Source organism: Bradyrhizobium sp. 482_C4_N1_8 (genome assembly GCF_052075965.1).
GTDB classification, from domain to species: domain Bacteria; phylum Pseudomonadota; class Alphaproteobacteria; order Rhizobiales; family Xanthobacteraceae; genus Bradyrhizobium; species Bradyrhizobium barranii.
Genome location: NZ_CP197231.1, coordinates 2146609 through 2162077, shown reverse-complemented (window position 1 = coordinate 2162077; position 15469 = coordinate 2146609). Strand labels below are relative to the sequence as shown.

Sequence of the window (15469 nt, the reverse complement as noted above, 5' to 3'; positions counted from 1 at the left end):
CGGAAACGGAGCGATCTGCGGGATCAGCCGTCCCGGATATCGCTTCCGCCTTCGCTCTTCGAGCCAAGGCGGACAAGTCGCTCATCGGAATGCGGGTGGAGTGCCGGCCTGATCGCCGGCCGGGCTATCCGGCGCGGCGGGCGCGGGCCCTGCTTTCCCAACGGTCCAGCATCTGGCCGAGCTCGCCGGTGGCGACGGGGGCGGCCTCGTTGGTGTTGGCGGGTGCGGCGGCGCGGAGCCAGCCCGGCTCGGTATATTCGCGCCAGCGGCGCGCCTCCGCGCGTCGTTTGCGGGAGGCGAGATCGCGGGTGAAATAGCCGGCGGCGAACGCGATGGCGAGCGCAATGACCAGTGCGACAACGGCTAACACAATGAACTCCGGCTGATACCCCGGAAACGTTCTGCCATCATCGCGCGTGAGGTCAAGGCTTGACAGGTCCTAAAAGCCGCACCGGTTGACCGCGCAAAGCCCGACGACAGGCCCCGAACGACGAGACCGGGACCAATTGCCGCTTCTGCCCTCGCCTCGCCGCAATGCCGCCGCGTTCCAGCCTTCCCAAGCCTGCCATCGCGCGGAGGATGCGTACCTGCCCCTCGCAACCGGGCGCGGACCGGACTAACCTCCGCCCGCTCGGCCGGATCAACCGGCCAGCCGAACATAACCGGGAGGACGCGATGAAACGCCCAGAGCAGCGTGACCAGGATGCTGCGCTTTCACGACGAACACTCGTGCGGGGACTTGCGCTCGGCGCTGCGGCGACCGTAGCCGGCCCCGCGCTGGCCCAGACCGGACCTGCCGCACCGCCAACGACGATCACCACCCCGCCGCGCGATTTCGGCCCCAACGGCGCGCCGACGACTTATTTCTCGGACCCCGACATCATCACCGTCGATCCGTCCTTCGACGATCTGGCGCAGCCCAACACCGCGATCAAGCGCCTCTACACCGGCTTGTTGTGGGCCGAGGGCCCGGCCTGGAGCGCGCAGGGCCGTTATCTCCTCTGGAGCGACATCCCCAACAACCGGCAGATGCGCTGGACCGAGGACGACGGCCGCGTCAGCGTGTTCCGCACGCCCTCCAACAATTCCAACGGCAACTCGTTCGACTTCCAGGGCCGTCAGCTCTCCTGCGAACACCTGACCCGGCGGGTCACGCGCTACGAGCATGACGGCACGGCCACGGTGCTCGCGGACTCCTATCAGGGCAAGCGCCTGAACTCGCCGAACGACGTCGCCGCGCATCCCGACGGCAGCTACTGGTTCACCGACCCGCCCTATGGCGGCCAGCTCTATGAAGGCGAGCCCGACGTCGCGGGCGGCCCGAGCAACGCAGGCGGCAAGCTCAATCCGCGGATCGGACAGCCGGCCGGCTTCGTGCCGGGCAAGCGCGAGCTGCCGACCAACTGTTATCGCATCGATCCCTCGGGCCGCATCGACCTCGTCGTCACCGAGGACCAGGTGCCCGATCCCAACGGCCTGTGCTTCTCACCGGACTACAAGAAGCTCTACGTCGCCTCGACCGGCAAGGGACCGGGCGACACCGGGCCCGGCGGCAACGGCGAGATCTTCGTGTTCGACGTCGGCACCGACAACAAGCTCTCCAACCCCAGGAAGTTCAGCGACTGCGTGATCGACGGGGTGAAGTGCGGGCCCGACGGCCTGCGCTGCGACGTCAACGGCAATGTCTGGTCCTCCAGCAACGCCGGGCGCGCCGTCGGCTATAGCGGTGTGACGGTGTGGTCGCCGGCGGGCAAGCTGCTCGGTCGCATCCGCCTGCCGGAAGTGTGCGGCAATGTCTGCTTCGGCGGCCCCAAGCGCAACCGCCTGTTCATGGCCGCGAGCCAGTCGCTCTACGCCGTGTACACGGCGACGCAAGGCGCCGGCCCAGGCTGACGCGGGACGAACAGGATCACGACACGGCGCCGGCGTGCCTCGCCGGCGCCGAATGATGCTGTATCGCTCGTTTGAAGCGACCCAGCATTATCCCCATTCGTGATGATGCATCTCATACGGCTTTACGCCCAGCAGGTCGATGGTCTCGGAGCCGACCTGCAACAGGGTTCCGCCATGATGGTCAGATGATTTCGTGACGTGAACGTCGTTCGAAAATTGCAGTTTGTCCTGTTTGGGATCGAAGTCGGTGATGACCGCGGTGTTGTGCTTACCTGCGAGAACACCAAGGTCGAATTCGAATGTGTCGGCACCGGCACCTCCGGTCATGGTCATGCGGCCGGCCGCGGCGACCAGCGTGTCATCCAGATCTCCGCCGGTCAGGGTATCCCTGCCGGGAGATCCGACCACAAGCTGCGCCATGCCTGCTGCAGCCTTTTCTCCGGTCGGGTCTACGCCGCCCAGCGTGCCGCTGTGCCGCTCGGTGGCGACGAAGGCATCGCTCTGCATCGCAGTGGTATCGGTGTCGCGCAGAATGAGGTCCGACAGCGTGGTGTTCTTTATCTCATTCAGGGTCTGCTTATCGAAACCCTGGTTCTCGAAGTAGTAGCGATCGCCGTCGCGCAAAGCGGTGAACTGGTCGGCGATGATTATGCCGAAGGTGGGCCCGATGACGGCTCCTGGCGCATGATCCTCAGCCAATCCACCGGCCCACAAATCGACGGCATCGATCGAACCATAGGCTTTCTCGAACGCTGCTGCCGTCGCCGGATCAGAGCTGAGCTGATCGAAGCTGGTGTAAGGCGCAAGCCCCAGCGCCTCCCGGGTTTGGTTCAGTGTACCCAGCCCAAGATCATGGCCGCGTTGGATATTGATCGCTGCCAGATCCATGCCGTCCGGAGGATCGAACAGGAGGTTTCGCAAGCCATCGACAATGTGAGCGTCCAGCGGGTTGGCCAGGTCCCCCGACAGATGCCGCAGCAGGCCATCCGCTCCAGTCGCCTTGAAAGTCGCCGTGTCTTCAAAGAACGATTGCGCCAGCGTCTGCTCCGACGTAAAGGCACCCAGATTGCTGGTCGCACTGATCTCGTCGGAGACGATGGAGTGACCGAAGCGAAAGGCCGCACCGGCAAACTCTTCGGTGATCCGCGCGTCTGCCGTGCGGTCATAGCCTTGGTACGGCTTGATGGCGTCCTCGCCCAACAGATGCGGCAGGAACTCGTTGTAGGTGATGTTGACCATCTCGGCCGTGGTGATGGCCTTGGCCGTCTCGTATAGCTTGTCGCCGCTCCAGTTCGGATGGTCCTCGTGCAGTCGATCGACCTGGTAATTGTGCTCGCGCACAAACAAGACTTGCAAGGCGGTCAGGTCGGGATTCTCCTGCGCCCGCACGTCACCGGCCGCAAAGACGTTGCCGTGCTCGGTCTCGACGATCGGGAGATTGTCTCCCGCCGACACCTTCATATGGCCGTCGGCCGTTCGCAGGCTCGCTGCAGTGGCCGCGTCGGAACCGTAGATCTGCGATCCGTCCAGCCAACCCGTCACCGTATTGATCGCGGCTGCCGGATGCCCGGTGACCCCCGTCGCAGGATCGATCGCCACCCGCGTCAACGGGATCATGCTGCCGGGCGGCAGAAACTCATCATCAGCCGGGACCTTGATCGAGATATCATCCGTGCCTGTGCCCTCCTTCTGCAGATCCAGATCGTGATCGATGAACTGGCCCCACGCATACATCATGCCTGACAGCGCGACGCCGGCGTCATCCACGAGATGCGGGCCTTCCTCGCCATCGCCAATATCCGCCTGCGCCACGACAATGTTGCTGATCTCGCGCGGATTCGGACCTGGCGTCATTTCATTGACCCCATCGACGAAATTTGCCGGCCCCAGCCGAGCAAAGTCGGTGTCGGCCTGGTTCAAGGTGGGATCCGCACGATTGTTGTTGGAGCCGTCGATGCTGCGGAATCTGAGCGCCATGGTTTACCCTCCCCGTAGAGTGTTCGCCCCAGCGCCTGCTCCATTGGCGGCTTGCGGCATGACGCTTTTGTGATTCTTTATGACGCTCGCATGATCGTTGAGTGACGACATTCGATATACGACAGAATTGCACCTCTAGCGGCGAAGCGGCAATCTTGGCCTGAATGATCGTGCCGAACAGGCGATGTTGCGCACATCAGCGCAGCACTATCCAAGGAACAAGCCATGCGCGTCATCATCTGCGGCGGCGGCGTGATCGGGGCCTGCACCGCCTTGTTTCTCCGGCGCCACGGCATCGAGGTCATCGTGGTCGAACGGACCGAGGTCGCGGCCGCCGCCTCCGGCAAGGCCGGCGGCTTTCTGGCGCGTGACTGGTGCGCCGGCTCGCCGCTCGACGTACTCGCGCGGCGAAGCTTTGCGCTTCACGCGCAGCTGGCGCAGGAGATCGCCGGCGATTGGGGCTATCGCCCGATGACCGCGTTTAGCGGCTTTGTTGCTTCCGACGGGGATCCGCGCCGGAATGCACCATCCGCGCTCGGCTGGCTCGCCAACGGCGTCGTCATCGCACAGCGCATCGGTACGACTGAGACGACTGCGATCGTTCATCCCCGCAAATTTACCTCGGCCGTGATGAACGCGGCAGTCGCGCAAGGCGCCAAGCTTCGCGTTGGCCGCATCACGGGCATCGCGCGCGACGCGAATGGGACGACCGCGAAGGGTGTCGAGGTCGAAGGCAGCCTCGTTGAGGCGGACGCCGTCGTGATCGCGATGGGACCATGGTCGCTGCTCGCCGCGCAATGGATGCGCCTGCCCGCCGTTTATGGCCAGCGCAGCCCGAGCATCGTGTACGACATCGGCCCCGACGTTCCGGCCGATGCGTTGTTCCTGGAGTATGACGAGGACGGCAGCGCCGTGTCGATCGAGGTCTTTCCACGCGCCGATGGCAGCACGCATATCACCGCACTCTCGGACATCGCGCCGCTGCCGCTCGATCCGGCGGCCGTAACGCCGGACGTCGATGCGATCGCGCGCCTGCAAATCATGTGCGAACGGCTGTCGCCACTGTTTCGTCCCGAAAAGATCATCGCGCAGCAGGCCTGCTTTCGACCGGTGACTGAGGACGGCCTGCCGTTGATCGGCAAGGTGCCGCAGAGCGAAGGCCTCTATGTTGCGACCGGGCACAATGTCTGGGGCATCCTCAATGCGCCCGCCACCGGCGAAGCGCTGGCGCAGCTGATCGCCAAGGATGCGACGCGTGGTGACTTGTCGCCATTCGATCCGGCCCGATTGAGGCCGCTCGATCCATCACTGCTGCAAGCGCGCTGAACCGGCATCGGTGCTCGTCTTGTAGGCTACTGCACGCTCCAAGGCTTTAACGCTCACGCATGCCCGCCGACAGAATCTGCATGCCTGCGCGCGTCATGGGTGTCTCGCGGCTATCCTGCCCGCAATTTGCGCAGCGCTAGACTTTAGTCCGTCTCTACCAATCCTGAACGCGGTTTCACTTGCCGAGAATGCCGTCGCCGTTATAGTTGCGACATAATGGCTCACAAGAGGCCTGTTCAAAGGGAGAGAACAACATGAAAAAACGACTCTCTGTTGCATTGCGAATAGCGCTCGGTGCGGCCGCGACAGGCGCGATGATGGCAGCGTCAGGCGCGGCACTTGCAGCCGATCCCCTCAGGATCGGCGTGATCGCGGAAGCGCAGGCGATCGCGGGCGCCTCCATTCCACAGGCCGCGCAGCTTGCCGCCGACGAGATCAACGCCAATGGCGGCGTCGACGGCCGCAAGATCGAGATCATCTCTTACGACAATCACTCCTCGTCGGCGGATTCAGTGCGTGCGTTCCAGCGCGCAGTGAACGAGGACAAGGTCAACGCGGTCATCGCCAGCTATATCAGCGAGGTCGTGCTGGCGTTGGAGCCCTGGGCCTCGCGGCTGAAGACGCCATTCGTCACGCCGGGTGCCGCCTCCAACGAGATCAGCAAGAGCGTCCACGTCGACTACGAGAAGAACAAGTACACCTTCCACGGCTATCTGACCTCCGCCGCGCTGGCGCTCTCGGTCTGCGACGGCGCCAAGGACCTGCTCGTCGACAGGATGCACATGAAGACCGCGGTCATCATGAGCGAGGACGCCGCTTGGACCAAGCCGCTCGACATCGGCTACGAGGAATGCCTGCCCAAGATCGGGCTGAAGGTGCTCGACCACATCCGCTTCTCGCCCGATACGACCGACTTCACGCCGATCTTCAACAAGATCGAGGGCTCCAAGCCCGATGTGATCATCACCGGCATCTCCCATGTGGGCGTGCAGCCGACGGTGCAGTGGAAGAACCAGCAGGTGCCGATCCCGATGTTCGGCATCTCCTCGCAGGCAACCAACGAGACCTTCGGCAAGGACACCAACCAGGCGGCCGAAGGCGTGCTCTATCAGGGCGTCTCCGGGCCCGGCGTCGCGGTGACGCCGAAATCGGTGCCGTTCGCGGAGAACTTCAAGAAGAAGTTCGGCAATTATCCCTCTTATGCCGGCTACACCGCCTATGACGAGGTCTACTACATCGCCGACGCGGTGAAGCGCGCCGGCTCGACCGACGCCGACAAGCTCGTCGCCGCGCTCGAGAAGACCGACTGGGAAGGCACGATCGGCCGCGTCCAGTTCTACGGCAAGGACGATCCGTTCACCCACTCGATCAAATATGGCAAGGGCCTGATCACCGGGCTGATGCTGCAATGGCAGGACGGCAAGCAGAGCGCGGTCTGGCCCAAGGACGTCGCCAAGGTCGACGTCAAGTTCCCGAGCTTCATCAAGCTCAGCAACTAGCAGGACATGCTCCCGGGACCACCTCCCGGGAGCTTCCGCATGCGGCTCTCCGCAGCACCTTTCCTCAAAGCGGCAGCTCGGCTGCCACCCGGCCAATCATAGATGCGAGCTTTCCAGATATTGATCGATGGCTTTGCCATCAGCGCTCTCTACGCTCTCGGTGCCACCGGCTTCACCCTGATCTTCGGCGTCTCCGGCGTGCTCAACCTCTCCCACGGTGCCATCATGGTGGCCGCAGCGGTGGCGGCCTGGGCCGCTGCCAGCATCCTCAACGTCGGCACCTATGCCGGTGCGCTGATCGGGGTCGCCGTCGCCCTCCTCACCGCCTTTGCGACCTATTTCGCGGTGGTGAAGCCCATTCAGGACTCCCGGCGCATCCCCAATGAGGAGAAGGAGATCTTCGTCCTCACGGGCACGCTGCTCTGGGGCATCATGATCCAGGAGCTGATCGCCTATTTCTTCACCAACAACGCCAAGACCGTGCTGCCGATCGTCGAGGGCGTGGTCGAGATCCTCGGCGTCCGCACGCCGAAGAACGAGATCTTCACCGCCATCGTGTGCTGCCTCGTCATCGGACTGCTGTGGCTGCTCGTGAACCGCACCCGCACCGGCAAGGCGGTGCTGGCGGCGTCGATGAACCCGCGCGGCGTGACGCTACTCGGGCTCGAGCTCACCAACATCTACATCGTGGTCTGGGCGATCTACGGCATCCTCGCCGGCATCGCCGGCGTGCTGCTGGGCATGTTCCTGGGCGTCAGCTCCTACAGCGTCGGACCGCTGACGGCGAGCGCGTTCTCGATCGTGGTGCTCGGCGGTCTCGGCAGCGTCTCCGGCTCGCTGATCGCGGCCTTCGTGGTCGGCTATCTCGAGACGCTGACGGCCTACCTGGTCTCGCCGGCCTACCGCACCATTCCGGCGCTGCTGCTGCTCGTGTTCGTGATGTATATCCGGCCCCAGGGCCTTCTGGGGAGGCGCTGAGATGTCCACCTTCTTCACCTCCCGCCTGTTCTTCATCTCGGTCGCGCTCGTCATCGTCGCGGCAACGCTGCCGCTCTACGTCTCCGGCTACGTGCTCGGCCTGCTCACCGTCGCGTTCTATTTCGGCGTGTTCGCGATGGCCTGGGACCTGCTGTTCGGCTTCGCGGGCGAGGTCAATTTCGGGCCCACCTTCCTGATCGGCGTCGGCGCCTACACCGCCGGCATTCTCAACGCCCAGTACGGCTGGTCGGTTTATCTCTGCATCGTGTTAGGGGCGCTCGCCTCCGTCATCGCCGGCCTCGTGCTGGCGTTGCCGGCGCTCCGGGTCCGCGGGCCCTATTTCGGCCTGACCACGCTGGTCGCAGTGCTGATGCTGCAGAATTTCATCGTGGTGTTCGCCGATCTCACCGGTGGTGAGATCGGCCTGACCATCCCCGACGTCATCACCATCAACGCCGGCGCCAATTACTGGATCGCGCTCGGCTTCATGACGATCTCGGCGGCTATCCTCTACGGCCTGTCGCAATCCCCGATTGGCCTCGTGCTCCAGGCCAGCGGCCAGGATCCGGTGCAGGCCGGCGCGCTCGGCTTCAACATCGTCAAGCACAAGCTCGCCGCCTTCATCGTCAGCGCGTTCTTCTCTGGTTTATCCGGAGCGCTGCTGGTGTTCTATTTCGGCACCGCCTCGGTCGGCACCGTCGTCGACGTCGCGGTCGGCGTGAACGTGATCGTCTCGGCCGTGCTCGGCGGCCGGCGCACCGTGCTTGGCGCCGCGCTCGGCGCGATCTTCCTGATCGTCGCCGGCGAATTCTTAAGGCCAACCGGCGAGCTCGCGACCTTCATCGTCTCGGCGGTTGCCTTGCTCGTCGTGCTGTTCTTCCCCGGCGGCTTCCTCGGAGCGGCCCTCTCGCGTGAGGCGCGTTCGTGATGGATATGATCGCAAACCGGGCCGTGCTCGACGTCCGCGGCCTGACAAAACGCTTTGGTGGTTTGACGGCGGTGAAGAACCTCGGCTTCGAGGTGAACGCCGGCGAGATTTTTGGCCTGATCGGGCCGAACGGCTCCGGCAAGTCGACCGCGATGAAGAGCGTGATGGGCATCGAACGCCCGACATCGGGCGAGGTCATCTTCGAGGGCGAGAACGTCGCCGGCCTGCCCGCGCACAAGATCGCGCGCAAAGGCTTTGGCATGGTGTTCCAGCACTCGCGGCCGCTGAACCGGCAGACCGTGCTGGAGAACATCATGGTCGCGCTGCTGCCGGACAGCCTGTTCATGCTGTTCCCGGACAAGGCGCTGGTCGAGCGCGCCAAACGGATCGCCGACCGCGTCGGGTTGGGCAGCGTGATGAACCGCCGCCCGCCGACGCTGCCCTTCGCCGACCTCCGCCGGCTGGAGCTTGCGAAAGCGATCGCGCGTGACCCGAAGGTCGTGCTGGTGGACGAACCCTTTGCCGGGCTGACGCGGGCGGAGGTCGACGTCTTCTCCGACCTGATCCGCAGCTTTCGCGACGAGGGCCGCGCCGTGATGCTGGTCGACCACAACGTCAAGAGCGTTGCAGCGCTCGTCGACCGCGTGCTCGCGATGTATCTCGGAGAGGAGATCGTCACGGGCAAGGCCGACGACGTCATGAAGAACGAGACGGTGCGCCGGGTCTATCTCGGCGGCGCCATCGAGACCCATGCGCGGCCCGAGACCAGCTTCAAGGACAAGGTGCCGCTGCTCCAGGTCGAGAATGTCAGCGTATTCTATGGCAAGGCGCAGGCGCTGGAGAACGTCTCGATCCACGTCCACGAGGGCGAGTTCGTCTCCGTCGTCGGCCTCAACGGCGCCGGCAAGACCACGCTGTTCAACACCATCTCCGGCTTCATGCCCTATAGCGGCGAGATCGTGCGCAGCGGCGCCAAGCTGCGCGGCACGAGCCCTGCGAAAATCGCGCGCAGTGGCCTCGTGCAATGCCCGGAATCGCGCGAGCTGTTCGGCGAGATGAGCGTGCGCGAAAACCTCGATCTCGGCGGCCAGCATCTCTCCGACGACAAGCGCGCCGCGCAGCTCGCCTGGCTGTTCGAGCTGTTCCCGATCCTGAAGGAGCGCCAGGGCCAGATGGCACAAACGCTCTCCGGCGGCGAGCAGCAGATGCTCGCGATCGGCCGCGCGTTGATGATGCAGCCGCAGATCCTGATCCTGGACGAGCCGACGCTGGGCCTCGCTCCCGTCATCCTCGAGCAATTGTCCAAGGCGCTGACGAAGCTGCGGCAGACCACCGCGATCACGGTGCTGCTCGGCGAGCAGAACGTCACCTTCGCGCTGCCGCATGCCGACCGCGTCTATGTGCTGGAGCACGCCCGCATCGTCTGGGAGGGCGATCCCGGCCGCTTCGCGAGCGAAGCCGGCGCCGATTTTCTCTAATTCGCGCGTATCAATAACAAAACAAGCAAAGGGAAACGACCATGCGACCATCGACGAATCCAAGCAGCAGCTTCCTTCTCGCCTCGGCGCTGGCCCTGTGCCTCGCCGCGCCCGCCTATGCGCAGTCGAACGATCCGATCAAGATCGGCGTCATCGCCGAAGTGCAGTCGATCGCTGGTGCTGCGACCCCGGGCGGCGCGCAGATCGCTGCCGACGAGATCAACGCCAAGGGCGGCATTCTCGGCCGCAAGGTCGAGATCGTCACCTATGACAACAAGAGCTCGTCGGCCGACTCGGTGCGCGCGTTCCAGCGCGCGGTGAGCGAGGACAAGGTCTCCGCGGTGATCGCGAGCTATATCTCCGAAGTCGTTCTCGCGCTCGAGCCCTGGGCGGCGCGGCTGAAGATGCCGCTGATCACGCCGGGCGCCGCCTCGAACGAGATCACCAAGGCGATCCACAACGACTACGAGAAGAACAAGTACACTTTCCACGGCTATCTGACCTCGGCGGCCCAGGCCCAGCTCGTCTGCGACGCCGCCAAGGATCTCCTGGTCGACAAGCTCAAGTTCAAGACGGTTGCGATCATGAGCGAGGACGCCGCCTGGACCAAGCCGCTCGACGTCGGCTACGAGGCCTGCCTGCCCAAGGCGGGCCTGAAGGTCGTGGAGCATGTGCGCTTCTCGCCCGATACCACCGACTTCACGCCGATCTTCAACAACATCGAGGGCAAGAAGCCCGACGTGATCGTGACCGGCATCTCGCATGTCGGCGTGCAGCCGACGGTGCAGTGGAAGAACCAGCAGGTGCCGATCCCGATGTTCGGCATCAGCGCGCAGGCGCTGAGCCCGACCTTCTGGAAGGACACCAATGGCGCCGCCGACGGCGTGCCGTCGCTCGCGGTGGCGACGCCCGATGTCGCCGTGACCGCCAAGACGAAGCCGTTCGCGGCCGCCTTCAAGGCCAAGTTCGGCACGCCGCCGGCCTATACCGGCTACACCGCCTATGACGAGGTCTACTTCATCACCGACGCGATCAAGCGCGCAGGCTCGACCGATCCCGACAAGATGGTCGCTGAACTGGAGAAGACCGACTACGAGGGCACGATCGGCCGCATCCAGTTCTACGGCAAGGACGACGAGTTCACCCACGGCATCAAGTCCGGTCCCACGACCGTGTCCGGCCTCGTCTTCCAGTGGCAGGACAGCAAGCAGGTCGTGGTCTGGCCCGAGAAGATCGCGGAAGGCAAGCTGAAGTTTCCCGCCTTCGTGAAGCTGTCGCAGTAACCGGCTCGTCCCGGCATCAGGCCCACCGCTCCTTCGCGAGCGGTGGGCTTTTCCTTGCCTTCAAGAATCTTTGTCCTTCAGAAAACATGCTGCGCCGCGGCCGGCCCGTAGCGACCTTGGGTCACGTTGACGTTTTGCCGCAACCTCCGCCATGTACCCCGCCGGTGATGAAGCGGAGCATCTCAGATGGACGCAAGCATCTCTCCCGGACAATCTCCCGCACCTCAAGATTTCGCCCAGATCTTCAGGCTGATCGGTGGGTACCGCATTTCGCAGGCCCTGCGCGTTGCCGTCGAGCTTGGCATTCCGGATCACCTGGCGGCAGGCCCGCGCCATTGCGACGATCTGGCGACAACGACCGGGAGCCATGCTCCGACCCTTTACCGGCTGCTTCGCTTCCTGGCCGGTGCCGGCCTGCTCGACGAGACGTCTCCAAGGCAATTTGCGCTGACACCGCTTGGGTCTACCCTCCGCGCCGATATCCCGGCTTCGATCTGTCCTGTGGTGCGGCTATGGCTCAGCGAGTCGCACTGGCAATCCTGGAGCCATCTTCTGCACTCCGTACAGACCGGCCAGCATGCCTTCGATCACGCACACGGGACGGGGATCTTCGACTATTTGCGCGAGGACGCCGAGCTCTCCGCGATTTTCAACGCGACGATGACAACCAGCTCCGCCCGGTTGGCCAATGCGCTTCTCAAGCACTACGATTTTCACGGGATAGGCCGCATCGTCGATATAGGCGGCGGACATGGTTTCACGCTCACAACGATTCTGGCCGATCACCCGACCATGCAAGGCGTGCTGTTCGACCTTCCCGATGTCGTAGCCGGTGCTTCTCTGGAGGCGATTGGAGGCAGGAACCGATGTGAGATCATCGGCGGGAGCTTCTTCGAAACCATTCCGGCAGACGCAGACGCCTACATCCTGAAGCAGATCATCCATGATTGGGACGACGATCAATCGCTGGCGATCCTGCGAAATGTTCGCGTGGCAATGCCAGGACATGCTCGGGTTCTGCTGATCGAACGACGGATCGAGCCAGATCATCGCGACGCCATGCGCGTACTCCATATCGACATGGAGATGCTGGTCAATGTCTCCGGCATGGAGCGCACCGACGCCGAATATCGATCCCTGCTGGAGCAGGCCGGATTCCGATTGGCGAGGGTGGTGCCGTTGCTCGACGGTGCAGGCTTTGCGGTATTCGAGGCCATGCGCTCCGACACGAACTGAGATCGGGCAGATCGCTCGATGCAGTCCGTCTTCGCAGTTGCGTTCTGCGCCAGCACCCGCCTATCGACCTTTCGCCATGTTGACTTTCCATCGTCCCGCTCCCCATAATTCGCAAAAAAATAACAAGACCAATCAACAGACGGGTTTTGAGGGAGGATAGGATGCCGACTTCACGCAGGCAGCTGCTGAAGAGCACTGCGGCCGCCGCCGCTGCACTCAGCCTCGATTGGACCCGGGCCCAGGCGCAAGCCGAGAATTTGCGCATTGGCCTGATCTACGACCTCACCGGCCCCTTCGCCGCCGGCGGCTCGGTCGCCTCGTCAATCGGCGCGCAGATCGCGATCGATCTCGTCAACGAGAAAGGCGGTGTCGGCGGCAAGACCAAGATTGCTCCGGTCGCCGCGGATTCCCAGAGCAAACCCGACGTTGCGATCAACGAGGCCGAACGCCTGATCAGTCAGGAGAAGATCGACATCATCAACGGCGTCTATGCGAGCTCGCATGCGGTGCCGCTCGCGGCCAAGGTCGAGCAGCAGAAGAAGATCCTCTGGATCACGACCGCGGTCTCGACCGCCGTGTTCAAGGACAAGAACCTGCAATACGTGTTTCGAGCGCAGATCCATTCCGACCAATATGGCCAGGCCTTCGCGAGCTTCCTCGCCGAGCATGCGCAAGGCAAGCTCGGTATGGATCCGAAGGACGTCAAGGTCGCGCTGATCCACGAGGACGGCCCGTATGGCGTCGGCGTCGCGGCGGCCGACGAGGCCTACGCCAAGCAGGCCGGCATCCAGGTGGTGCTGCGCGAGGGCTACTCCGCCTCGGCGCCCGACCTCTCGGTGCTCGTTACGAAAATCAAGCGCGCCAAGGCCGACGTGATCTCGCATGCCGGTTACAACCCCGACATCACCCTGTTCCTGCGCCAGGCGCGCGAGAGCGGATTGCGCTTCAAGATGTTGTTCGGCGCCGGCGCCGGCTACAGCCAGCTCGACAAGCTGCGCGCGACCTTCGGCGCCGACATCGACAATTTCTGCAACATCGATCCGGTGCCGGCGCAATTGCTCGATCCCGCAAAGCTCGCACCGGGCATCGGCGATCTGACCAACGCCATGGTCACGCGCTACAAGGCCAAGACCGGCGCGACCGAAGTGCCGCCACACTGCTCGATGGGTTTCAACCAGACCTGGGTGCTGCTCAACAACGTGCTGCCGGTCGCCAAGGAGAAATACGGCAGCTTCGATCCCGAGGCCATCCGCAAGGCCGCGCTCGACGTCGACATTCCCGCCGGCGGCACCATCCAGGGCTACGGCGTCAAGTTCTTCCCGCCGGGCACGCCGCTGTCGGGCCAGAACGAGCGCTCGACGCCAGTGGTGATGCAGAACGCCGGCGAGCGCATCTCGGTGGTGTGGCCGACCAACATCCGCACGCAGGACCCGGTGTTTCCGCTGCCGAAGGGTTCGACCTACGGGGCGTGAGGGCAGTTGCGGCCGCGGCGGGACTTGGCCCCCTCGCCCCGCTTGCGGGGAGAGGGTTGGGGTGAGGGGGAGTCTCCGCGGGGGCGGTGACAATGAGACTCGCGGAGAGTCCCCCTCACCCGGAATCCGCGCTACGCGCGAATTTCGACCTCTCCCCGCAAGCGGGGCGAGGTGAACTGCGGCTCCGCTCGCGGCCTACAACACCACCCGCCGTCCCTCCTCCGCGGCCCAGTAGCCCGCGTAGTTCACCTTGATCGTCTCATACGCCAGTGCGAGGTCCGATAGCGGCTGCCTGCCGCTCGCCGCGCATTCCATGAAGTCCTGGATCTCCTGCAAGTACCCGCGCGTCCACTCCTCCTCGAGACAGACGTATTGCCAGCCGGTTTTGCGGTCGACCTTCTCGGTGATGTAGACGCTGGCGAGCTTCTCCTCGCTGGTCTGGTAGCTCATCAGATGCGTGTTCGGGGTGATGTTGGCGAACAGCGAACCGCCCGAGGTGTAGGTCTCGATCAGATTGCGCACGCCGCCCATGATCATGTCGCCGGAAAACACGGTCGCCTTAGTGCCGTCGGAGAAGGTCGCCGTCAGCGTGCCCCAATCTTCGACATCGACCGGATTGGCCTTGATGTAAGTGCGCTCCTCGGGCTTCAGGACGGCCGTGACGTTGCCGACGTCGCCGGTGACGCTGGCGACGCGGATGGTTTCGCCGCGCGCCCTGGCCTCCACCTGCTTGAGATAAAGCACAGCCGAGAGCGGATGGCAGCCCATGCGGATCAGCGAACCGCCGCCGGTCATCGCCCATTGCGCGGCATGCGCGGCGTGCGAGCCGGAATGACTCTCCTCGCCCTTCATGAACAGGATCTTGTCCTTGGTCGCCCTGATGATCTCGGCGGTCTTGGTCACCGCCGGTGCGTAGATCCAGTCCTCGGCATACATGAAGAGTTTTCCGGTGCGCTCGATCGCGGCCCGCGTCGCGTCCATCTCCGCGAGCACCCGCTCGTACATCAGCGCCTTCGGCACATGCTTGCCGATCGGCTGCGCGTCGCCTGCACGGCCGAAATAGCCGGCGAACGGCTTTTCGCAGATCACGTGCTTGCCGGCCTGCATGCTGGCGACAATCATGTCGGCATGGAGATTGGGCGGGGTGCAGATGTCGATGACATCGAGCTCGCGGTCCGCGATCAGTTCGGCGAAGCTGCGATAGACCCGCGGAATGCCATGGCGGCCGGCGAATTCAACGACATGATCGCCGCGCGCCGCGACCGCCGCGACCTCGACATCCACACCGTAGACGCGGCGGAACGCATACATGTGCAGCTCCGACACGAAGCCGCAGCCGACAAGCCCCACCCGAATCCTGGCCATAGCACCCCCCTTAGCCTTGCGTTGGGCGGCACTA

At 64.1% G+C, this 15469-nt stretch carries 12 protein-coding genes; 9 read left to right on the top strand and 3 right to left on the bottom strand.

The genetic code is table 11. The features are described from left to right. Positions 1–124 precede the first annotated feature (124 nt). Positions 125–370 carry a hypothetical protein gene (locus tag AB7Z56_RS10165; RefSeq protein ID WP_028152088.1) on the bottom strand — a complete coding sequence of 82 codons (246 nt, stop codon included), beginning with the start codon at positions 368–370 and terminating at the stop codon, positions 125–127. 305 nt (positions 371–675) lie between these two features. On the opposite strand from AB7Z56_RS10165, the gene AB7Z56_RS10160 reads away from it, so the two are divergent. Continuing rightward, positions 676–1893: an SMP-30/gluconolactonase/LRE family protein gene (locus tag AB7Z56_RS10160; RefSeq protein WP_283017447.1), complete on the top strand. Its 1218-nt coding sequence runs from the start codon at positions 676–678 to the stop codon at positions 1891–1893. 87 nt (positions 1894–1980) lie between these two features. Here AB7Z56_RS10160 and AB7Z56_RS10155 read toward each other — a convergent pair whose 3' ends face one another. After that, on the bottom strand, positions 1981–3870 hold the full coding sequence (locus AB7Z56_RS10155; protein ID WP_283017448.1) for a peroxidase family protein: 1890 nt from the start codon (positions 3868–3870) through the stop codon (positions 1981–1983). Positions 3871–4095: 225 nt separating this feature from the next. Here AB7Z56_RS10155 and AB7Z56_RS10150 point away from each other — a divergent pair, with 225 nt between their 5' ends. From AB7Z56_RS10150 to AB7Z56_RS10115, 8 genes are all read left to right on the top strand, one after another. Beyond that, a complete protein-coding gene (locus AB7Z56_RS10150; protein WP_283017449.1) occupies positions 4096–5196 on the top strand; it encodes an NAD(P)/FAD-dependent oxidoreductase in 1101 nt (366 codons plus the stop codon). Between the two features lie 314 nt (positions 5197–5510). Next, positions 5511–6695: an ABC transporter substrate-binding protein gene (locus tag AB7Z56_RS10145; RefSeq protein ID WP_283018928.1), complete on the top strand. Its 1185-nt coding sequence runs from the start codon at positions 5511–5513 to the stop codon at positions 6693–6695. 102 nt (positions 6696–6797) lie between these two features. Further along, a complete protein-coding gene (locus tag AB7Z56_RS10140; protein WP_283017450.1) occupies positions 6798–7673 on the top strand; it encodes a branched-chain amino acid ABC transporter permease in 876 nt (291 codons plus the stop codon). Between the two features lies 1 nt (position 7674). Continuing rightward, positions 7675–8601 carry a branched-chain amino acid ABC transporter permease gene (locus AB7Z56_RS10135; RefSeq protein WP_283017451.1) on the top strand — a complete coding sequence of 309 codons (927 nt, stop codon included), beginning with the start codon at positions 7675–7677 and terminating at the stop codon, positions 8599–8601. After that, positions 8601–10079: an ATP-binding cassette domain-containing protein gene (locus AB7Z56_RS10130; RefSeq protein ID WP_283017452.1), complete on the top strand. Its 1479-nt coding sequence runs from the start codon at positions 8601–8603 to the stop codon at positions 10077–10079. Before AB7Z56_RS10135 ends, AB7Z56_RS10130 begins: the two co-directional genes overlap by 1 nt. Positions 10080–10120: 41 nt before the next feature. After that, the gene (locus AB7Z56_RS10125) at positions 10121–11362 is read left to right on the top strand and encodes an ABC transporter substrate-binding protein (RefSeq protein WP_283017453.1); all 1242 of its coding nucleotides are present in this window, start codon (positions 10121–10123) and stop codon (positions 11360–11362) included. 186 nt (positions 11363–11548) lie between these two features. Then, positions 11549–12598, top strand: coding sequence for a methyltransferase (locus tag AB7Z56_RS10120; protein ID WP_283017454.1), 1050 nt, complete (start codon positions 11549–11551; stop codon positions 12596–12598). 161 nt (positions 12599–12759) lie between these two features. Continuing rightward, positions 12760–14070 (top strand): ABC transporter substrate-binding protein, encoded by a 1311-nt coding sequence (locus AB7Z56_RS10115; RefSeq protein WP_283017455.1) that lies wholly within the window; start codon positions 12760–12762, stop codon positions 14068–14070. A 195-nt stretch (positions 14071–14265) separates the two neighbouring features. Here AB7Z56_RS10115 and AB7Z56_RS10110 read toward each other — a convergent pair whose 3' ends face one another. After that, entirely contained in the window at positions 14266–15435 is a 1170-nt protein-coding gene (locus tag AB7Z56_RS10110; protein WP_283017456.1) for a Gfo/Idh/MocA family protein, read from the bottom strand. Between the last annotated feature and the right edge of the window lie 34 nt (positions 15436–15469).